At 40.5% G+C, this 21,221-nt stretch carries 14 protein-coding genes; 9 read left to right on the forward strand and 5 right to left on the reverse strand.

The genetic code is table 11. The features are described 5' to 3' along the window. Window positions 1-7: 7 nt before the first annotated feature. From ligA to P8O16_RS11030, 6 genes are all read left to right on the forward strand, one after another. The gene (ligA, locus tag P8O16_RS11005) at window positions 8-2,464 is read left to right on the forward strand and encodes an NAD-dependent DNA ligase LigA (RefSeq protein WP_300314562.1); all 2,457 of its coding nucleotides are present in this window, start codon (window positions 8-10) and stop codon (window positions 2,462-2,464) included. Window positions 2,465-2,577: 113 nt separating this feature from the next. Continuing rightward, window positions 2,578-3,441, forward strand: a complete 864-nt coding sequence (gene dapA, locus P8O16_RS11010) for a 4-hydroxy-tetrahydrodipicolinate synthase (RefSeq protein WP_300314564.1) — start codon at window positions 2,578-2,580, stop codon at window positions 3,439-3,441. Between the two features lie 2 nt (window positions 3,442-3,443). After that, complete coding sequence (xseA, locus tag P8O16_RS11015) at window positions 3,444-4,751, forward strand: exodeoxyribonuclease VII large subunit (protein WP_300314567.1); 1,308 nt, start codon at window positions 3,444-3,446, stop codon at window positions 4,749-4,751. Next, complete coding sequence (gene xseB, locus P8O16_RS11020; RefSeq protein ID WP_300314569.1) at window positions 4,748-4,936, forward strand: exodeoxyribonuclease VII small subunit; 189 nt, start codon at window positions 4,748-4,750, stop codon at window positions 4,934-4,936. The genes xseA and xseB overlap by 4 nt, the downstream gene beginning before the upstream one ends. A gap of 135 nt (window positions 4,937-5,071) precedes the next feature. Then, on the forward strand, window positions 5,072-5,776 hold the full coding sequence (locus P8O16_RS11025) for a hypothetical protein (RefSeq protein ID WP_300314572.1): 705 nt from the start codon (window positions 5,072-5,074) through the stop codon (window positions 5,774-5,776). Between the two features lie 108 nt (window positions 5,777-5,884). Further along, a complete protein-coding gene (locus tag P8O16_RS11030; RefSeq protein ID WP_300314574.1) occupies window positions 5,885-7,648 on the forward strand; it encodes a toll/interleukin-1 receptor domain-containing protein in 1,764 nt (587 codons plus the stop codon). 12 nt (window positions 7,649-7,660) lie between these two features. Here P8O16_RS11030 and P8O16_RS11035 read toward each other — a convergent pair whose 3' ends face one another. From P8O16_RS11035 to P8O16_RS11055, 5 genes are all read right to left on the reverse strand, one after another. Then, on the reverse strand, window positions 7,661-8,173 hold the full coding sequence (locus P8O16_RS11035) for a UpxY family transcription antiterminator (RefSeq protein WP_300314577.1): 513 nt from the start codon (window positions 8,171-8,173) through the stop codon (window positions 7,661-7,663). Window positions 8,174-8,306: 133 nt separating this feature from the next. Further along, window positions 8,307-11,720: an efflux RND transporter permease subunit gene (locus tag P8O16_RS11040; RefSeq protein WP_300314580.1), complete on the reverse strand. Its 3,414-nt coding sequence runs from the start codon at window positions 11,718-11,720 to the stop codon at window positions 8,307-8,309. A 3-nt stretch (window positions 11,721-11,723) separates the two neighbouring features. Further along, entirely contained in the window at window positions 11,724-12,857 is a 1,134-nt protein-coding gene (locus tag P8O16_RS11045; protein ID WP_300314582.1) for an efflux RND transporter periplasmic adaptor subunit, read from the reverse strand. Window positions 12,858-12,911: 54 nt separating this feature from the next. Beyond that, complete coding sequence (locus P8O16_RS11050; protein WP_300314584.1) at window positions 12,912-14,279, reverse strand: TolC family protein; 1,368 nt, start codon at window positions 14,277-14,279, stop codon at window positions 12,912-12,914. A 1-nt stretch (window position 14,280) separates the two neighbouring features. After that, window positions 14,281-14,883: a TetR/AcrR family transcriptional regulator gene (locus P8O16_RS11055; RefSeq protein ID WP_300314587.1), complete on the reverse strand. Its 603-nt coding sequence runs from the start codon at window positions 14,881-14,883 to the stop codon at window positions 14,281-14,283. Window positions 14,884-15,113: 230 nt separating this feature from the next. Here P8O16_RS11055 and P8O16_RS11060 point away from each other — a divergent pair, with 230 nt between their 5' ends. The 3 genes from P8O16_RS11060 to P8O16_RS11070 all read left to right on the forward strand — a co-directional run bounded on the left by P8O16_RS11060 (window position 15,114) and on the right by P8O16_RS11070 (window position 21,130). Further along, window positions 15,114-15,905 (forward strand): alpha/beta hydrolase, encoded by a 792-nt coding sequence (locus P8O16_RS11060; protein ID WP_300314590.1) that lies wholly within the window; start codon window positions 15,114-15,116, stop codon window positions 15,903-15,905. A 238-nt stretch (window positions 15,906-16,143) separates the two neighbouring features. Next, a complete protein-coding gene (gene purL / locus P8O16_RS11065) occupies window positions 16,144-19,827 on the forward strand; it encodes a phosphoribosylformylglycinamidine synthase (RefSeq protein ID WP_300314592.1) in 3,684 nt (1,227 codons plus the stop codon). Between the two features lie 193 nt (window positions 19,828-20,020). After that, window positions 20,021-21,130 carry a site-specific integrase gene (locus tag P8O16_RS11070; protein WP_300314595.1) on the forward strand — a complete coding sequence of 370 codons (1,110 nt, stop codon included), beginning with the start codon at window positions 20,021-20,023 and terminating at the stop codon, window positions 21,128-21,130. Window positions 21,131-21,221: the final 91 nt, after the last annotated feature.

The following is a 21,221-nucleotide window of genomic DNA, read 5'->3' on the forward strand; positions in this document are numbered from 1 at the left end:
GAAAAGAATGACTCGTACCGAAGCTGAACAAAGAATCGCCCAACTCTCTGAGCAGATCAACTATCATAATTTCCGCTACTATCAAGAAAGTAATCCCGAAATATCTGATTTTAAGTTCGATCAGCTTTTGGAAGAATTGATTCAGTTGGAAAATCAATTTCCGGATTTATTAAAGTCAGATAGTCCGAGTCAGCGGGTTGGCGGTACGATTACGAAAGATTTTAAGACGGTGGAGCATACCACCAAAATGCTTTCCTTAGGAAATACCTATACGATTGAAGAATTAATCGCTTTCGATGAGCGGGTGCAAAAAGGTCTTGGAAGAACTGACTATGAGTACTTCTGCGAAATGAAGTTTGATGGAGTGGCGATCAGTCTCGTTTATGAAAACGGCACACTTGCCAGGGCTGTAACGAGAGGTGACGGTTACAAGGGTGATGATGTGACAGAAAATGTAAAAACCATTCGAAATATTCCTCTGACTGTAAAAGGACCTGGAATTCCCGAAAACTTTGAAGTACGAGGAGAGATTTTTCTCCCCCATTCCCAATTCCAAAAAATCAATCAACAGCGTGAAGAAAACGGAGAAGCATTACTCGCTAATCCAAGAAATGCAGCTTCCGGCACCCTAAAAATGCAAGATTCCTCCATCGTCGCAAAGCGAAGATTGAATTGCTATTTCTATCAACTTCTCGGAGTTGACACGGTGCAAACCCATGAGGAAGCTATTCACCTAATCGAAAGATGGGGCTTCAATGTCTCCCCTACTTACCGCAAGACTAGCTCTATTCAGGATGTAATTCAATACATTGAGGATTGGAGAGAAAAGAGGTTCACACTTCCACTTGATACAGATGGAGTTGTATTGAAAATCAACAGCTACAATCAGCGGGAGGAATTGGGATTCACTGCAAAAAACCCACGATGGGCAATCGCTTACAAATACAAAGCAGAAAGTGCCGAAACCGAATTACTCTCGATCACTTACCAAGTAGGACGTACTGGTGCCATAACCCCGGTTGCGAACCTTTCTCCGGTAAGCTTAGCAGGAACGACTGTAAAGCGCGCCTCACTTCACAATGCGAATGAAATCGAGCGATTGGGGCTTTATGAAGGTGATTTTGTTCATGTGGAAAAAGGAGGTGAGATCATTCCTAAAATCACTGGAGTAGATGAAGCACTCCGGAAGCCCGGAGCCAAACCAATTTCTTATATCACACATTGCCCAGAATGCGGCACTTTACTGGAACGAAAAGAAAGTGAAGCCAAACATTACTGTCCCAATGCTTCAGAGTGTCCTCCTCAGGTTTTAGGGAGAATCGAGCACTTTGTATCCAAAAGAGCTATGGACATCGACTCCATGGGTACCGAGCGGATTAGAGCATTAATCGATCAGGAATTCATCTCTAACCCTGCTGATATCTATGATCTGGAAGAAAAAAAAGCCGAATTATTGGGTTTGGAAATGTCTCATGACCAATATGAATTGGAAGGAGAAGGTCTTCTCTATATTTCGTTGGAAAAGGCACTTTTTGCTTTAACGGAACAGATTTCATTCAAGCAAATCCAAGATTTCTTAAACGAGAATGCTGCGCTGCCCTTAAATGAAACTTTGAGAGCATTCCAAGAACAGATTCGGAAATGGAAGAAAAAAGTGCCTTCTAATATTGGAATGGTTGATTTTTTAATAGCAAGCCTCAAAGATCACCAACTTCCAAAACTCGAAGATTATGTGCCCGTTGCAGTTGTTCTGGAAATTTTCTTAGGAAGAAAAGTAGATTTCGAGACTATTCTTGAAGCTAGCAAAAACGAAGGAACGATTCACGGGATTTTGCTAAAATTGAATTTGGAGCTATCCGATCAGCTGACAGAGCGAATCAAAAAGTTAAAAGCAAATACTTTTCAAGAGGGTGTCGTGAAAAACATCATGGAAGGTATTGCGGCTTCCAAAAAACAACCCTTTGAGAAAGTGCTTTTTGGAATCGGAATTCGGAATATCGGGGAGAATACCGCTCAACTCCTAGCCAATCACTTTGGAAGTATTGACAAATTAAAAGAGGCAAGTAGCGAGGAATTACTTGAAATCAACGGAATTGGAGAAATCCTGGTCACAAGTATTCACTACTTTTTTGCGCAGCCAGAAAACCTGAAAATAATCGATCGACTCAAGTCTCATGGATTGAATCTTGAAATAGCCGAAAAAGAGTCGACCATCTTGGGGAATTCTTTGGCCGGAAAGCGAATTCTAGCCAGCGGAAAATTGAATCATTTTAAAAGAGATGAGATCATTGATACTGTAAAAGCTCATGGTGGGCAATACATTTCTTCGGTATCTAAAAATCTCGATTTTATAATCGAGGGAGAAGAAATGGGACCAAGTAAAAAAGAAAAAGCTCAAAAGATTGGAGTGCCACTGATTTCGGAGGAGGAATTTTTAAAGATGATCAATGGGGACAACCAATGAGAGACTTTGATTTCATTTTCTGGGTTTAAACCTTTCATTCCCCAATTTTAGGATAAACGGAATTGCATTTGAAATCAGAACCGTATCTTTGAGGCCTCAAACTTTAACCATCCATGAATCAACTCAAAGGTACAGGAGTAGCACTAGTAACCCCATTTAATGAAGACTATTCGATAGATTTCGCAGGCTTGAAACGCCTCATCGATTTCGTGATCGCTGGTGGAGTGGATTATTTAGTGGTACTGGGAACTACAGGTGAAACAGTGACATTGAGTAGCTCCGAAAAAAAGGAAGTATTAGGAAAATGCTTAGAGTTTAATGCCAATCGAGTTCCTGTCGTCTATGGAATCGGGGGAAATAATACCCATGCTGTGGTAGAAGAGATCAAAGCGACAGACTTTGACGGAATCACAGCTATCCTTTCAGTAAGTCCTTATTACAACAAACCTTCACAGGCTGGAATTATTGCACATTTTCAAGCTGTAGCAGATGCCTCTCCAGTACCGGTGATTCTATATAATATTCCAGGACGGACGATGTCTAATATGACAGCCGAAACTACGCTGACTCTAGCGCAGCATTCCAATATTATTGGGATGAAAGAAGCAAGTGGCAATTTGGAGCAGTGTATGCGGATCGCCAGTGAAATGCCGAAGGACTTTTTATTGATTTCAGGAGATGATTTGATGACCAAGGCTATGCTCAGCATTGGGGGTTCAGGAATTATTTCTGTTTTGGCGAATGCCCTGCCTGAAACTTTCCAAACACTTTGCCATGCAGAGCATGAGAGTCAATTGAAGGCAGCATTCTCTTTGATTAAACTGAATGAATTGATGTATCAGGAAGGAAATCCAGTTGGAATAAAAAACCTACTCAAGCATCTTGGAATCTGTGGAGATCAGGTGCGTCTTCCCATGCTTCGCGCCACCGAAAGCTTAAACTCGAGAATCAAGGCTGAATTAGATAGCATGAACTGATTATGACTCCAAAATCCATTTTAGAACTCAATCAACTCATTCAAGCGACGCTGGAAAGTGAACTTGATCCGGTTTATTGGGTGGTGGGTGAGATCTCGGATTTTAGACAGGCGCCACAAGGGCATGCCTATTTCGAACTGGTAGAGAAGCAGGGGAATCAAGTTCTGGCAAAAATCAAAGCCAATCTTTGGCAATTTACTTACCGAACCGTTGCGGCAAGGTTTGAATCAATAACCGGTAGTGGTATCAAAAATGGGATGAAAGTATTGGCACAGGTTGCTGTGAATTTTCACCCACTTTATGGATTAAGTGTCAATGTGAAGGATATTGACCCCTCTTTTTCATTGGGCGAGCGTGCCAGAATCCGACAGGAAACGATTGATCGACTTACGGTAGAGGGATTAATCCGACTCAATGCGAGACATGAATTACCACCTGTAATTCAAAAAATTGCAATTATCAGTAGCCCCACAGCCGCAGGATATGGGGACTTCATCAATCAAATCGAATCAAATCCGGATAACTATCAAATCTATCACAAGCTATATCCAAGCATGATGCAAGGAAATGAAGCGGTGATCAGTTTGATAAATAGTTTAAAATCCATATTCGCGGATTTGGATCAACTCAAACCTGATGCAGTAGTCATTATCCGTGGCGGTGGTGCACAACTGGATTTAGATTGCTTTGATGATTACAGGTTAGCTGTAGCAATAGCCAGATTTCCAATCCCAGTCCTGACGGGAATTGGCCATGAGCGAGATCAATCAATTGCCGATCTTACAGCTCATACGCAACTGAAAACACCTACCGCAGTAGCTGAATTTCTATTGGCAAGCTTTAGAGAATTTGAGGAAAACCTGAATCTTGCATTAACTCGATTAGATAGATCCACTCGATTTCAGTTGAAAAATACTGAAGCCAAATTGAATCAACTTAGTCATCAAGTGAAAGCTACGGGAGATAGCCGAATCAAACTTGAATCTGAAAAATTAAAATCCAAGGCTGAGCGATTGATTTCTTCTAGCAGAAATAAGATCCGAATAGCTGAAAATAATCTGGTAAGTCTGGAAAAGTCGATCTTGAAGGGGATGCTACAGTTTGTCCGAACTCAAGAACAGGAATTACAATCCAAATCCATCACTTTGAATCAACTCGATCCAAAATCAATTTTCAAACGCGGTTACACAAGATCCGAAGTTGAAGGTGTTCCTGTAGACTTGGCCAAATTAAAGGTTGGGGAAAAACTACTCACTTATTCACAAAAGCAAAAAATAGAGAGTACCATCACCAAAATAGAATCAAAATGAACAATCTAAAATACGATGAAGCCATGAATCGGCTGGAGCTGATTCTGAGTCAACTGGAAGAAGGGAAAAAGAGTGTGGATGAGCTATCTGAACTTGTAAAAGAAGCTTCTGAACTTGTAAAAAGCTGTAAGGCAAAACTCAAATCCACAGAGGAAGATATTTTAAAAGCTTTTGAAGGGGCATAATTCACAAAAGCCCCAAATACTAATTTTGACATTTCTCTGTTTAAACTATATCCGGGCAGGGCTGATTGGCATATTTGTTGCCAAATTCACATCTTAATCCCGTCCTGAATCAAGAATTCATCAGGCTACTTTGATATGTCGACACTAATTAAAATCACATTTACGCTCTTTTTCTTTGGATTAAGCCCTCTTATTTATGGGCAAAATTTTTACAAAGAGCGGATTTCCAGAGATAATATTTTTAGCATTGGTGTCGGGCCATCTTTTGCCTACATGGATAATGGTGGACAATATCGGGCTAGTAATTTTGAGATTAAGCCATCTATCTCAGCTTCCATAATTAAACGCTTGAATACGAGATTTGACCTTCGGGCCACAGCAGGGGTGCAATGGATTTCAAGTGGAGGAAATCCAAGCACTTCAGTAACTGACAATTGGTTTGCTAATTTTTCTTCTTATACAGCAGTAGGTCAAGGTTTCTATTTTGACCTGATGCCAAGCATGAATGTAGTCCCATTTGCCAATCACATGAATAGAAGCAGATGGAATCTTTACGGAGGTTTTGGAATCGGAGTGATGAATGTCAGCACCAAGCAGACGAAATCATTTAGCGAAAATGAAGTACCTACCAAAGAGCAGATAACCACAGCCTATATTCCCGTGAGAGCAGGATTGAGCTATAGGATTGGGCCATATTCAGATATTGCAGGAGAGGGCACTATGTTTTTTACTTTTACTGACAATCTTGATGGCAATATAGGATTCAATCGATACGGAGATCATTTAGCCCAAGCTCAAATCGTTTACCGGAGGTACTTTATTCCAAAAAGTAGAGATTAGACTTATTCGACCTGCCAAATCCAAACCAACCGTAAATGGTTGGTTTTTTCATTTTTTGATATTCTGACAAAAGAGCGGTAACTTAATTATCAAAGACTTCTATTTAAAATGGGCTTGCAACAAGTTTTTATTTCATATGCTTGGGGAGGAGAAAGCGAACAAGTCGCAAATGAGTTAGAGGCAATACTAAAATCCAATCAAATCGACCTGATCAGAGATAAAAATAACCTTGGTTTTAAAGGACTGATTCGGGAGTTTATGGAGCAGATAGGCAAAGGGGATTTTGTAGTTTTGATTATCAGCGACAAATACCTCAAATCTAAAAACTGCATGTTTGAGTTGATGGAGGTTGCTAAGAGAGGATCATTTTTAGATCGGATTTTCCCTATCGTTTTGCCCGATGCTGCTATCTATGATGGATTGGGAATACTTAGCTACTTAAAATATTGGGATAAAAAGTTAAAAGACCTGAATGCCAGTGCTAAAGAGTTGGATAGTCTTGAAAAAATCAATACAATTCAAACCGAGATTAATCTTTTTGCTGAAATCAGAACTGCCATTGATGAATTAGCAGGAACACTCAGTAATATGAATACGCTGAGTATTGAAATCATGAGGAGCAAATCTTACCAGCCATTAATTGAAGCTCTTAAATCCTCTGTTTCTGATACAACAGAAACTCCTGCTCCAACTTCGAGCCGAAAAGAAGGGAAAGTCTTGTATCATATTCCAGGAACGATGCAGGTTCTCTCTTGGACTAGGTGCACAGTCAGGCTTGCTTGGGAAGAAATCTTACTGAAAGAAGGACTAAAGATCCCTGAAGAGGAGCAAGTCATCGAATCTATTCGATTGGGAGAAATCATGCAAGTAAGTTTGAATGAAGGACAATCAGGTAGCAATTTCGAAATAAAAGCTCTAAATAATGAGGAACAGTTTATTCTTAGCGATGACTTTACCGAATGGCTCTTTGATGTCAAACCTTTAGTAGCAGGTGATTTCATCCTGATTTTGAGAGTCACCTTGATTCAAATAATTCTAGGTAAAGAGCGGAAAAAAGACATTGTACTCGAACGTAATGTAAAAACAGCAGCAAATGTCCCTAAGGCTCTTGCCAAATATGAGACTGCTGAAAGCAACTTAAGTCCTCCAGAATTTTCATTCGAATACTCCGGGTCAGAAGAAGTTAAAATGGAATCAAAAATTGGAGACTTACCTATCCCGAAAAACACTCCTACTTCTTTTTCTAAACCTACAGTTAGCTCACCATCTCCCTCTATACCAAAAGCAGGAGGCAAAAGTATCTTTAAAAAGATATTACCTTATGCAGCTTCGCTAGCTGGGATTATTTTGATTGCATTTTTCTTTTTCCCATCCTATGATTCATCTTCTCCAGATTTTGTTTCAGTAGATAATACTAGTTCGCCCGACTCTAATTTTGAAGAACTAAATCCAAATATCAGCATGGAATTCCCCAAGGGGCTAGAAAATAATCAAAATGTAATGATTGCTATGAGCCTTGAATCAATTGTACCAAGCGGGGAAATTGTGACAGAGGTCGGTATTTTCAAAGTAAGTCCAGAAACACTTGAGGAGCTTTGGCAGGCGGATCTTGGAGATTTTACTTTGACACTTTTTTCAGATTCTCTTAATAACCCTTCGAATAACCCTATTGAAGAGTTGAACTTTGTTGAAATCGTAGATTCCTTAAGCAAAATTAAATCTGCCCCATTAATTTATGAAAATCGAATCTTTGAACGAAAGGAACTGAAAAACGCTCCTCAGATTAAAAATCGGATTATCATCGAAAAAAAATTGGACTCCGGCGAGATTCAGAGGATCAAAAGATCCAAAGGGAAAATCCAGGAAAATTAAGTAACAATAAAATTAGGGGTTTGGCTTCAAAATAACCTCTAGGAACTTTCTAGGAAGGTTTATTAACATGTTCTGGTGAATTCCCGGAATTCGAATCATGAAATAATCTTTATTTCCTTTTTCAATGACCTCTCCAGTCATATTTTGAAGTGGCCCACCGATAACTTTCACTTTTTCGCCTGGTTCGATTTCTGAACCATCGGTTTCAATCGCTACGCCAGTTTCTACGATACGCTTGATCATATCAAGCACTTCATCCCTCACTGTTGCATGTGTCCCTGCAAAGTGAACAAACTTGACAGCTCCAGGAACTTGAAGACACTCCCAAAGTTCGTTCCTTCGGGTTTTGACAAAAACATAACCATTAAAAAGCGCCTTTTGAACTTTCTTTTTTCTATCTGACCACTGACGTAATTCTTCTACGATTGGAAGGTAAACCTCCACCCCTCTTTCTTTCAATCGCTCAGCAACTTTCTTCTCTGACCTAGAAGCGGTGTACATCACGTACCATTTCAATTCTTCCATCTTCTATTTTCTTCAATTTTCGGAGGACGAAACTACAAAATCTAGCTCCTTTCTCTAAGATTTACAACTTGTAATTAAAACAAAAAACCTTCGAGACATCGTCCCGAAGGTTTCATAAAAAAAACCACCAACCTTAATTCGATTTTGCTCTGAACTGGCGAATTGACATATTAAGCTTGTCCGCCATCAAATACATAACCGGTACAATCACTAACGTAATTAAAGTCGCAAAGGTTAAACCAAATATCACAGTCCAAGCCATCGGCCCCCAGAAATTTGCATTATCTCCACCAACATAAAATTGAGGATCAAAAGAACTTAATAGTGAACCAAAATTGATATTCATACCGATTGCAAGAGGGACTAATCCAAGTACTGTGGTGATCGCAGTTAAAAGCACTGGACGAAGTCTTGTTTTCCCAGACTCTACTATACTCCCTACAAGATCCGAATAGTTTAGATATTCATTTTGCTTGATTCCCAACTCATCCCTCTTTCGCTCTCGAACCAAATTAGTATAATCAATTAATACAATGGCATTGTTCACTACCACTCCTGCTAGAGATATAATTCCTATACCAGTCATGATCACTACGAAATCCATGTTAAATGCAACCAATCCAAGAAAAACACCAATCGTACTTAAAACAACAGATGCCATAATAATAAATGGAGTTGTCACTGAATTGAATTGTGCAACTATGATCAAGAAGATAAGAGAAACGGCAATTCCCAAAGCTCCGATTAGAAACTCCATAGACTTAGCCTGTTCTTCTTGCTCTCCGGTATATTTCACAGAGATACCATCAGGCACCTCGTAATTATTCATAGCGATTTGAATTTGCTGATTGATTTCTGTCGCATTATAACCATCAAGTACATTTGAGAATACTGTTACCGCTTTCTCCAGGTCTTTACGCTTTACTGATCCATACGTAGATCCATATTGTATATCAGCAACTGCAGAAATCGGAACCTCTCGTTTTGTACCAAACTTATCCCTAAATCCAATTTTCTTGTTAACCAGAGTGTTGATATCATACCGATAATCCTCATCCAATCTCAACTGAATTGGGTAGTCATCTTCTCCCTCTTTGAATTTAGACACTTCCAAACCAAACAAGGCAGTTCTAAGGTCTTGCGCAATTTGTGAAGTCGACAGTCCAAATCTTCTTGCCTTTTCCCGATCGATATCCATGATCAGCTCTGGGTTTCCAAGAGACAAATCTGTTTTATATTCCTCAATTCCGGCAATATTCAAATCCTCTAAGTATTCCTTTGTTTGATTGACGTAGGCGATTAACTGATCGTAGTCTTCTCCTACAAATTCAATATTTACTGCCTTTCCTACTGGAGGACCATCCCTTTGCTTATCCACTGTAATCAGAACTCCAGGGTATTGCTCAGCCATATCCCGAATCAATTCCATAGCACCATTTGTGTTGATCCCTTGTCGATCTATGTAATCGACGAATCCAATAGTGATTTTAGCTTTATGAGGAGTTGCCTGATTACTTGGTCCTTCAGTAGGATCACCCGTCCCCTCACCCACTTGTGAGATTACAGATTCAATAATGTTTTGATAGGGCTCTAAAGTAACCATCACTTCATCTTCCATCTTATCTACAAACTCATTCGTAGCTTCGATATCTGTACCGATTGGGAATTCCACAAACACATTGACCAACTGAGGCTGATTATCCGGGAAGAAAAGAACTTTTGGAGATCTAACTCCCAACAACACGACCGAAAAGACTAGTAAAAGTACAGTTCCCCCAAAGAATGCATAAGGTCTTTTACCTTCCAAAGCAAAAGACAAAGTTGATCCGTATAGATTTTCAAGTTTTACCAAGAAAACAGTCTGAAACCAGCGAATCGCTCCCCGAAGTAAAAACACATTAAAGAGAGTGAGTACGGAAGCGATCAAGGACAAAGATCCCATGGCTGTCCAACCCAACAAATAGAGTATAGCCGATAGTATCAAGAAAATACCGGAAACAATGATCGGTTTTTGTTTCGGTTTCACTTTGGTAACATCTTCAACTTTCATATAAAGGGCAGTCAACACTGGGTTGATTACCAAAGCCACAAAAAGTGAAGAAGAAAGAACGATTATTAGCGTAATCGGTAAGAACTTCATGAATTCTCCCACAGTATCCTCCCAGAAAGCCAAAGGTAAGAAAGCAGCCAAAGTAGTCGCGGTCGATGTAATGATCGGCCAAGCTACTTCTCCTACTCCTTCTTTTGCGGCTTGAATCGCGGACTTACCCTCCGACATTAGTCGGTAAATATTTTCCACCACCACAATTCCGTTATCGACAAGCATACCCAAAGCCAGAATTAGGGAGAATAACACCATCAAGTTTAGTGTGATCCCAAAAGCATTGAGAATGAGGAATGAAATAAACATGGACAAAGGAATCGCTGTACCTACGAAAAGTGCATTACGGAATCCCAAGAAGAACATCAAAACTAAAACTACCAGAATCACACCAAAGATGATCGAGTTTTCCAGATCGCTTACCTGCGATCTTGTCTTTTTTGACTGATCGTTTGTAATACTGATTTCCAAGTCAGGTGGGAATCGATTCGCTTGAGTCTTTTGAATGATTTCTTTAATCTTATCGGATGCATTCAACAAGTTCTCTCCACTTCGCTTCACCACGTTAATGGTTACTACCGGTAAATTTTTACTTCTAGCGTAGCTTGATCTCTCCTTGTAGGTATCATTTATCGTAGCTACATCACGGAGATAAACGATTTTCTGATTGTCAGTTTTTACGATTACATCAAGCAATTCTGAGGGATCTGTGAATTCACCATCAACCCGGAGTGTTCGTCGAAAGTCTCCGGACCGAATATTACCTCCAGAAATTGTCACATTCTCTGATTGAATAGCTCCTGAGATATCACCAAAACTCACCCCAACAGACTCCATTTTGTAAGGGTCAACATTGATCTGAATTTCTCGCTCTACGGTTCCAGCTAAATCCGCCTTTGAGATTTCAGGAAGTTTTTCAATTTCATCTTCCAAATATTCCCCAAACTTCTTGAGCTCGGCCTCCGAGTAATTACCCGAAATATTCACATTCATAATTGGAAAATCCGAAGTATTGATCTCTAACACATTTGGATCCTGATCCAAATCTGTTGGCAACTCACTCTTCGACTTGTCCACCGCATCCTTCACATCCTGAATCGCCTTTGCGATTTCAACACCAGGATTAAATTCGACTACAATGGACGAAAAATCCTGAACAGAAGTAGATTTGATATCCTTGACATTATTGATGGATTTCAGTTCCTTTTCAATCGGTCTGGTGATCAAATTCTCCATATCCACCGGCGAATTGCCGGGATAAGGAGTACCTACATAGACCGTAGGGATAACAATTTCCGGGAAACTTTCTTTTGGCATCGATCGGTATGCTCCCAGCCCCAATACACTGATGATTAGGGTAAGGATTACCACCGAGGTGGAATTATCCACGCTCAGGCTCGACAGCCCAAATTCTCTGGATTTACTTTTATTTTGTTGATCTGCCATGATTTACTGTTGAGCTATGTTCACGCTAAAATTATCTCCAACTTCTCTGAAGCCCTTATCTACCAGAATTTCGGTACCTTCCAAACCATTTAAAATCTCAGTTTCCTGATTGAAGGTTTTCCCTCTTTTCACATAGGTCTTTTTCGCTATTCCATCCACCACCGTGAACACATAATCACCTCTATTGTCACTCAATATCAAATGACTTGGGATAATCACCGCACTATTCGACTCATAATCCTGAATCTTTAATACTGAGATCATATTTGGCTTTACACCTGAAATATTTGGTAAAAATACTTCGACTTTGAAAGTCCTGTTATTTGGATTTATGATGGCACCAACTGAAGATACTTTGGTCTTCAATTCCTCATTAATCGAAGGAAAACTAACGTCTACAGAATCACCTTTACCCAATACTCCAACATAAGACTCGGAAATATCCGCTTCAATAAATAAATCACTTACACCTACAAATTGAAACATCTGGGCACCAGGCTGTACTAACTCTCCTAGTCTGACATTTACAGTTTCGATAGTTCCTGAAAAAGGAGCTCGGATTACTGCCTTATCTAATTGAGTTTTTAAGGATGCAAGGCTTCTCTCTAATCCTTCCACTCTGTTTTTTGCCTCTAGGTATTGTACCTCGGTACCGATCTGCTGTTTCCAGAGCCGCTCTTGCTTTTCAAATAAAGTTTTTGCTAAGGACAAGGAATTTTGAAGCTCATCGATATTTCTCTGAGTGGACTCAGAGTCTATAGTTGCTAGAACTGATCCTTTTTCAACTCTCATTCCTTCTACAGCAGGAACGGTGAGGATTCTTCCGATAGTTTCAGCACTGATACTCACATTCTTTTTAGAAAGAACCGAACCTGTCACCTCCACATAATGCTCAAACCTACCTTTTCTGGCAGAAGCTGTAGTGATTAGAATAGACTTTCTATTCTGCTTTGCAAACTCAGGATCAAGTGTTGAAATCTCCGTCTCCAAACTCTTGATAGAAGTATTAATCTCATTCAATTGCTGCTTGAGCGACTGAAGTTCTGCTTTCTTTGCTTCAAGACTTTCATCTTTTGCACAGGAAACTGCCAAAAGGGAAAGTGCTAATAAGGGCAAAAATCTAACTAATAATTTCATAGATTTGTAAATAATATGTTGGTAAAATTCCTTTTTGTGTAAGGAATAGTTGGTTTAATTTTCAATTCCAAATTTTAATATTCCAAGAGCTTTTTCTAAGTCAACTTTTGCAATAAGGCCGTCGTAAAGCGCTGATAAATAATTGATTTCTGATTCGATTAAGGCAGCATCAGCATCTACAACTTCCAAGTTTGATCCTACACCTTCGTTGTATTTGATTTTAGATATGTCATAGACTTCCTGAGCCAATGCCATGTTTTCTCTTTGTACCGCGAGAATATTTAAATCATTCTTGAGGTTGGTTCTTGCCTGATAGATTTCCAATTCTATGTTGTCATCCAAAAACAAGCGTTGATTCTCCAACTGATCCTGTTGGATTCTATTTCGTTGGATTCGAGAACTCTTTAAAAACCCGTCAAAAATTGGGATTTGCATTGAAACCCCTAACAAGGAGCTGCTGAACCAATTCTTAGAATCGTAAACCTGTCCAAAGGTATTCCCTGCACCAGAGCGCTGATAGTTGGCATTGAATGTAATCTTCGGCATGTATTGCACGGTATTATTTCTCAAATCCAAACCCACCAATTCTAGATTTTTATCTAGCTGATTGACCTCTACACGAGGCATTCCCTCCATTGTCAACAATTGAGTGAGTTGTTCCTCAGGGTTCAATTCTGCCAATGTTTCGGTGATCATAATGTCATATTCTCTAGGAAGTCCCATCTGAATTTTCAGCAATTGCTTGCTGATTTCATAAGCAGTCCGACTTCGCTCCACTTGGGTGTAGGTATTATTTCTCTGAACCTGAATTCTAGAAACATCAATCTTTTCGGTAAAACCTGCTTCATTAAGCACTTTGGTTTCCTGCAAAAGTGAATCGATCCGGGAAAGGTTTGCCTGGGCCAATTTAATCCGCTCTTTATTTACCAAAACTCCAAAATAGGCCTTCTTTACAGTCAGAAGCACATCATTTTCGGTTTTGATTCGATCGTATTCGGTCAGCTCGCGAAGGGTTTTGGATGCTCTCAATCCTACGAAGAATGAACCGTCGAAAATCATCTGGCTGGCAGTCACTCCCAAACCTGATTGATAGCTGACCCCGAATCGTGCCGGAATCACATCTGAATCAATAGTAGGATCTCCAAAAGGAGGTTCATTGGGAAGAAAGATGACCTGAATTTCAGGATTGTAATTCAAATTGAAAGAACCGTTGAGTTGAGGAAGACCTTTCGACAATTCTTCTTTTACAGTAGTCTCTGCGATCAATAATTCGAGTCTCGCATTTTTCGCATCTACATTATTTTCCAAAGCATATTCCAAAGCTTGCTTTAGATTGAGCTGTACCACTTCTTGGGCTGATACTGGTTGGCGAATAGCAGCAATCAATAAAACTGCTACAATTAGGTTTTTAAATGAACTCATATTAGTTGGTAATTTCTTTTTTCTGATTGTATGCTAACCTTCCTTTTTCTGTAAAAATCCCATGTAGAAAATGGTCCATAAGCTCCAGCTGCATATTTAAAACTTCAAGCCCTGTCCGACCTTGCATACCCGAGTCGAATACTGAGGAAACTTGGTTTACACGAAGCCGTGCTAGAATCATGGAATCTATTTCGGGGCGAAAATAGCCTAAGGTCTTCCCGCGCTCTATTACATTATATATGTCTTTCAATACAAAATCCTCTTTGAAAGATTCAAATTCAGCCCAAGCATCAGGAAAATATTTCTGAACTTCCAGAATTGCGATTGGATTCATATGCTCTAAACGCTCCCGCATGGTTTGTGAAGATTTCACCAAGTGCTCAATCACTCGATCCTCTGAGTCAACAATAAATTGAAGCTGTTCTTTGTCTCTTTCTAGAATAAGCTTGAAAGCTTCTTTTACCAAATCTTTCTTATCCTTAAACTCCTGGTAAATCGTCTTTTTGGAAATTCCAGCAAGCCTTGCAATATCCTCCATCGTGACAGTCCTGACACCAAATCGGGTAAATTGCTCTCCGGCTAACTCTAAAATCCTTTCTCTCATCTCAAAATTCTCTTAAATTCGAGGTCAAAACTATGGAAACTTTGAGAAGGTTCAAAGTTTCTGAAGTTTTTTAAGAAATTTTATTCTGAGTTAGCATCTATTTAATATTAGAAACTGATCGTTTTCGGATATTTCGCCCCTAATTCGAAATATTGTGTTGTGTTTGAAATAAAAATATTTAGTTAATTTCGACATTTTATTGACTACCAAATGAAATTTTATTAATCCAGATGAATTTCCTAAAAACGAAATGGGGAAAACTTGCTTACGCCACTAAAGGTGATGGAAATGATATTTTTTTAATTTTTCATGGCTTTGGTCAAAGTCACGAGGATATGCTTCCATTCGAATCCTTACTTAATGAACATAGGAAATTCATTTTCATTGATGTCTTCTATCATGGTCGTAGTGCTTGGAGAGACCCTAATCTCACTTTAAGCAAATCGATTTGGAAGGAAATAATTTGCGAGCTGATGAGGAAAGAAGAATTCGCGGAGTTCCACTTGATCGGGTATAGTATGGGAGGAAAATTTTCTTTGATTACCTATGAACTCCTTCCAGAAAAAGTAAAGAGTCTTAAATTATTGGCACCTGATGGAATCAAAACAGGCCTTTGGTACAGTCTTAACAGTTACCCGAGTTTTTTGCACCAGTCTTTCCGAAGTGTAATTTTCAAACCAAACCGTTTTTTCAAAATTATAGAAAATCTGGAACAGGTCGGTTTAGTGGAAAGTAGCTTAACCAAATTCGTAAAAAACGAGATGAAAACCCGATCCAAGCGAGCGCAGGTTTATTTGACTTGGCGGGTCTTCGGTGGATTCCAACCACAACTAGGCACAATCATTACAGAGATTAGAAACCGAAAAACTCCAATCACATTATATATAGGAGAATTTGATAAAATGATCAAAGGCGAAAACCTAAAACGCTTCAGCTCGAAAATCCCCCACCTCGAATTAATCACCTTGCCGGTTGGGCATGGGCAATTGATAGAAGAAACGGTAACGTATATATCGAAATAGCTTTTCAGGAAATACAGCTTCGCTGAAATAAGCCTTCGGCGAAATAGGCTTCGCGAAATACTATTTCATCGAGCGTAGCGAGATGTATTTCTATTTTATTTCCCCAAGCGAAGCGAGGTGTATTTCTATCCTATTTCAACTACCACAGGAAGGTCTATTTCAATCGAATTTCTAATAACATTTCCATTTCCTTCTAAATTCTCAATTCCTTACCTTTGCACCTTACCATCCAAAGGACATGATTTTCTTCTTTGAATCCCCTCAGCAACTCGTTTACGCAGTTCAAACTCCTCAACCTTTAGCACCTGAAGACATCCAAAAACTGATTTGGCTCTTTGCAGAAGCAAAGCCACTTTCAGGAAATTCGGTCTCAGGAATGTTTTCTGGACCACGGAAAGAAATGATCACGCCGTGGTCGACAAACGCCGTGGAAATCACCCAAAACATGGGGATTCATGGAATTCAGCGGATCGAGGAATTTTTCCCAATGAAAGAGGGTGATGAAATTGACCCGATGCTTCAAAAAAGCTATGAGGGTTTGGACCAGGAAATCTTCGATATTCACCTACAGCCTGAGCCTATCAAGGCGATCACAGATATTGCTGCTTACAATAAAGCAGAAGGTCTGGCGCTGAGTCAGGAAGAAGTAGATTACTTAGAAAACGTATCTAAACAGCTTGAGCGACCTTTGACAGATTCCGAAGTATTTGGATTCTCTCAGGTGAATTCAGAGCATTGCCGGCACAAAATCTTCAATGGTACATTCATCATTGACGGAGAAGAAAAGCCAAAAACACTTTTCCAACTTATCAAAGAAACTTCCAAAGCACATCCTAATCGGATTGCTTCGGCTTACAAAGACAACGTGGCTTTCGTGGATGGACCGAAAGCACAACAATTTGCTCCAAAAACTGCTGATAAGGCAGACTTTTTCGAAACTCGGGAGATTGACACGGTCATTTCCCTAAAAGCAGAAACTCACAACTTCCCAACCACAGTAGAGCCGTTTAACGGAGCTGCAACAGGTGGAGGTGGGGAAATCCGAGACCGTATGGCTGGCGGAACTGCCTCCATTCCTTTAGCTGGAACAGCAGTCTACATGACCTCCTATGCAAGATCTGCTGAAGGCAGAAGCTGGGAATCCAATCTTGCGCCTAGACCTTGGTTGTATCAAACCCCAATGGATATCCTGATCAAGGCTTCCAATGGAGCTTCGGATTTTGGAAACAAATTCGGTCAACCGCTTATCTGTGGATCAGTTTTGACATTTGAGCATGAGGAAAACGGAAAGCAGCATGGCTTCGATAAAGTTATCATGCTAGCTGGCGGCGTTGGTTTTACCAATGCCAAATACACCAAGAAAAAAGAACCAAAAGCCGGTGATCAGATCGTGATCATGGGTGGTGATAACTACCGAATCGGAATGGGCGGTTCTGCTGTTTCATCCTTGAATACCGGCGAACTTTCCAACGCGATCGAACTCAATGCGATCCAGCGCTCGAATCCAGAAATGCAAAAGCGAGTTTCCAATGTGATCCGTGCCATGGCTGAGAGCGATAATAACCCGATCATCTCTATTCATGATCACGGTGCAGGTGGACATTTGAACTGTCTTTCTGAATTGGTGGAAAGCACCGGAGGTACGATTCATATCGACCAACTTCCTGTAGGCGACCCTACGCTTTCTGCCAAAGAAATTGTAGGAAATGAGTCTCAGGAGCGAATGGGATTGGTAGTCGGTAAAAAAGACGTAGACATGCTGCATCAAATCTCTGATCGTGAACGCGCGCCATTCTATGTGGTGGGTGAGACGACCGGGGACATGCATTTCAAATTTGAAAATCAAAAAACCGGGGAAAAAGCGGTCGATTGGAATCTATCCTACATGTTTGGCTCATCGCCAAAGACAGTGCTGGAAGATCAGACTTCTCATTCAAACTTTGCGGAAGCAAACTACAATCCTGAATTGATTCTCGGCTATATCCGTGAAGTACTACAGTTGGAGGCAGTGGCCTGCAAGGACTGGTTGACCAATAAAGTCGATCGCTCCGTAACTGGCCGTGTAGCTACCCAGCAAACCGTAGGAGAAATCCAATTGCCTCTTAATGATGTGGCGGTAATGGCTTTAGATTTCACCGGAAATAAAGGAATCGCAACTTCCATAGGTCATGCACCGGTTGCGGCTTTGGCAGATCCTGAGGCAGGTAGCCGATTGGCAATCGCTGAAGCAATGACCAACTTGGTTTTTTCACCGATTCAAGATGGCTTGGCGGGAATTTCCCTTTCTGCCAACTGGATGTGGCCAGCGAAAAATGAAGGTGAAAATGATCGTTTGTATAGAGCTGTGGAAGCTGTTTCACAGTTTGCTATCGAATTGGGCGTGAATATCCCAACAGGAAAAGATTCACTCTCCATGACTCAAAAGTATCCGGATGGTAAAGTAGTTTACTCTCCAGGAACAGTAATCATCTCCACCGTCGGCGAATGCAGCGATGTGAAGAAAACTGTGAAAACTGCTTTGAAACCAATCGCAGGCAGCAAAATCTTGTACATTGATTTTTCTAAAGACAGTTTCAAGCTTGCCGGTTCTAGCTTCTATCAGACCTTGAATAAAGTGGGTACTGAAACTCCAACTGTAAGTGATGCTGCTTATTTCGCAAAAGCCTTTATGGCCGTTCAGGATCTGATCGATCAGACTTGGATATTGGCTGGACACGATATTTCTTCGGGTGGAATGATCACTGCATTATTGGAAATGTGCTTCCCTTCTACTCAGATCGGATTGGATGTCAAGCTGGATCGATTGGAAGAAACTGATTTAGTAAAAGCACTTTTCGCGGAGAATCCGGGAATCCTGGTTCAAGTAGCTGATGACAATGCCGTAGAAAGTTTACTTGTCGAGGCAGATGTAGATTACGTGGAGCTGGCTACCGTTACTGATTCCGGCGTTTTGACTTTCGAAGGAAAAAATCTAAGCCTTAATGTAGCAGAGCTGCGAGACGTTTGGTATCAATCTTCCTATCTGCTTGACCGCAAGCAAAGTGGTGAAAGACTAGCAAAAGCTCGATTTGATAATTATAAAAACCAGCCGCTTTCCTATTCTTTTGCTGAAGGTTGGAAGGGAAGTTTTGAGGCAGCTGGACTTGATCCTTTCCGTACGAAAAAAGGAAAAGCGAAGGCAGCAATTATCCGGGAAAAGGGCGTAAATGGCGATCGTGAGATGGCTTATTCCCTTTGGTTGGCAGGATTTGAAGTGAAAGATGTGCACATGACCGACCTGATCGCTGGTCGTGAAAATCTGGAAGACGTACAAATGATTGTCTTCGTAGGTGGCTTCTCCAACTCGGATGTATTAGGTTCTGCCAAAGGCTGGGCCGGGGCATTCCTGTACAATCCAAAAGCAAAGCAAGCATTGGACAACTTCTATGCAAGACCTGATACCTTGAGTCTCGGTGTCTGCAACGGTTGTCAATTGATGATTGAGCTAGGCTTGGTGACTCCTGATCATGCAGAAAAACCGAAAATGCTCCACAATGAAAGCCATAAGTTTGAATCTGCTTTTGTGAATGTGACTATTCCGGAAAACAGCTCTGTGATGCTCGGTTCTTTGAGTGGACAGCGTTTGGGTGTTTGGCTGGCGCACGGGGAAGGAAAATTCTCACTTCCTCAAGCAGAAAGCGAATACAACTTCGCGATGAAATACAGCTACGAAGCCTATCCGGGCAATCCAAATGGTTCTGATCATGCCACAGCAGGTATCGCCTCAGCCGATGGACGTCACTTGGCGATTATGCCACATATAGAGCGAAGCCTGAAGCCTTGGAACTGGGCGCATTATCCGATGGATCGAAACGATGATTTTACGCCGTGGATGGAAGCTTTTGTGAATGCGAGGGTTTGGGTTGAGGCTCATGCTTCTTAAACTTCGATATTCGGCATTCGTCATTATAAGTTTGAGATTAGAGATTAAGAGAATAGAGATACCGTTACTACAAGTGCTTGGGGTAAACATCACTATTCAGAACTTCGAATACTTACAAATCCCTTGGAGCAATCTGAGGGATTTTTTTTGAACTGCTTTTTACATACTTTAGGAAACTTTTTAAGGATCAATCATGAAAACAGTTTTTATTCGAAACGGCGAAATCAGAAAGAGGCCAGTGGTCCTTTTATCCTTTCCTTTTGATCAGACACTGATTGATCTGGTGAAAACCCTTCCATCCTGGTCTTGGTCTATCCAGCAAAAAGCATGGATTATCCCCTATTCCGAAGATGTTATTTCTCAACTCTTACCTGTCTTTCAGGGAAAAGCTTGGCTGGACTATTCCGACTTCAAAAAGGTGAAAATGCCCGAGCCGGCACATGCTTCACTCCCAGCTATTGATCCTGCTACGCAGTTGGAAATTTCTAAATTTCAGGACTGGATGCGAAACAGGCGCTATTCGGAATCGACCATCAAAAATTATGTGCAGAGCCTGAGTTTGTTTTTGCGATTTACCGGCAACAAAAATCCGGAAGAAATCACCAATGCTGATTTGGAATCCTTTCATAAAGATTATATCATTAGTAGAAATTATTCTGCTTCATTTCAATCCTTGGTGATCAATGCCGTGAAGCTGTACTTTTCGAACAGACTAAAGCGAAAACTGGAACCAGTGGCTATAGAACGTCCAAAAAACCCAAGACTATTACCACATGTATTATCGAAAGAGGAAGTGAAAGCAATCCTGGAATCCCATCAAAACATCAAACACCGAGCGATGCTTTCGCTTATCTATGCGTGTGGGCTGAGGAGATCAGAACTGCTGAATTTGAAGCCACAGGATATTGATTCCACTCGGGGAATGCTTCGCGTAAATCAAGGAAAAGGAAAGAAAGACCGGATGGTGCCGATCAGTGAAAAGCTAGTGAGCTTACTTCGAGAATACTACCAGTATGAAAAGCCAAAGGTTTATTTGTTTGAGGGACAAGTAGCGGGGAAAGCCTATTCGGGTAAAAGTCTTGAAAACGTGATGAACCAGGCAGTAACTAAAGCCAACATCAAACAAAAGCCTACTCTTCATTGGCTTCGTCACAGTTATGCTACTCATTTATTGGAAAGTGGCACAGACCTTCGGTATATTCAAGAATTGTTAGGTCACAAAAGCAGCAAGACTACCGAAATCTATACGCATGTATCCATTAAATCAATTATGAATATTAAATCTCCATTTGATGACCTATAAAAGATATCAGCAACATAAAGGAGCCTTTTATCGCTGTTACCTAAACAAAAACAGAAAGTAAACGCCAAAATTTGGCGACAATAAATAAGTT

This window comes from Algoriphagus sp., from assembly GCF_029254265.1.
Classification (GTDB): Bacteria; Bacteroidota; Bacteroidia; order Cytophagales; family Cyclobacteriaceae; genus Algoriphagus.

What these genes read in the sequence shown, in the direction of transcription:
- xseA (WP_300314567.1), top strand. Translation starts at nt 3,444, where the DNA reads ATGACTCCAAAATCCATTTTAGAACTCAATCAACTCATTCAAGCGACG.
- P8O16_RS11060 (WP_300314590.1), top strand. Translation starts at nt 15,114, where the DNA reads ATGAATTTCCTAAAAACGAAATGGGGAAAACTTGCTTACGCCACTAAA.
- P8O16_RS11045 (WP_300314582.1), bottom strand. Translation starts at nt 12,857, where the DNA reads ATGAAATTATTAGTTAGATTTTTGCCCTTATTAGCACTTTCCCTTTTG.
- purL (WP_300314592.1), top strand. Translation starts at nt 16,144, where the DNA reads ATGATTTTCTTCTTTGAATCCCCTCAGCAACTCGTTTACGCAGTTCAA.
- P8O16_RS11070 (WP_300314595.1), top strand. Translation starts at nt 20,021, where the DNA reads ATGAAAACAGTTTTTATTCGAAACGGCGAAATCAGAAAGAGGCCAGTG.
- P8O16_RS11055 (WP_300314587.1), bottom strand. Translation starts at nt 14,883, where the DNA reads ATGAGAGAAAGGATTTTAGAGTTAGCCGGAGAGCAATTTACCCGATTT.
- ligA (WP_300314562.1), top strand. Translation starts at nt 8, where the DNA reads ATGACTCGTACCGAAGCTGAACAAAGAATCGCCCAACTCTCTGAGCAG.
- dapA (WP_300314564.1), top strand. Translation starts at nt 2,578, where the DNA reads ATGAATCAACTCAAAGGTACAGGAGTAGCACTAGTAACCCCATTTAAT.
- xseB (WP_300314569.1), top strand. Translation starts at nt 4,748, where the DNA reads ATGAACAATCTAAAATACGATGAAGCCATGAATCGGCTGGAGCTGATT.
- P8O16_RS11040 (WP_300314580.1), bottom strand. Translation starts at nt 11,720, where the DNA reads ATGGCAGATCAACAAAATAAAAGTAAATCCAGAGAATTTGGGCTGTCG.
- P8O16_RS11035 (WP_300314577.1), bottom strand. Translation starts at nt 8,173, where the DNA reads ATGGAAGAATTGAAATGGTACGTGATGTACACCGCTTCTAGGTCAGAG.
- P8O16_RS11025 (WP_300314572.1), top strand. Translation starts at nt 5,072, where the DNA reads ATGTCGACACTAATTAAAATCACATTTACGCTCTTTTTCTTTGGATTA.
- P8O16_RS11050 (WP_300314584.1), bottom strand. Translation starts at nt 14,279, where the DNA reads ATGAGTTCATTTAAAAACCTAATTGTAGCAGTTTTATTGATTGCTGCT.
- P8O16_RS11030 (WP_300314574.1), top strand. Translation starts at nt 5,885, where the DNA reads ATGGGCTTGCAACAAGTTTTTATTTCATATGCTTGGGGAGGAGAAAGC.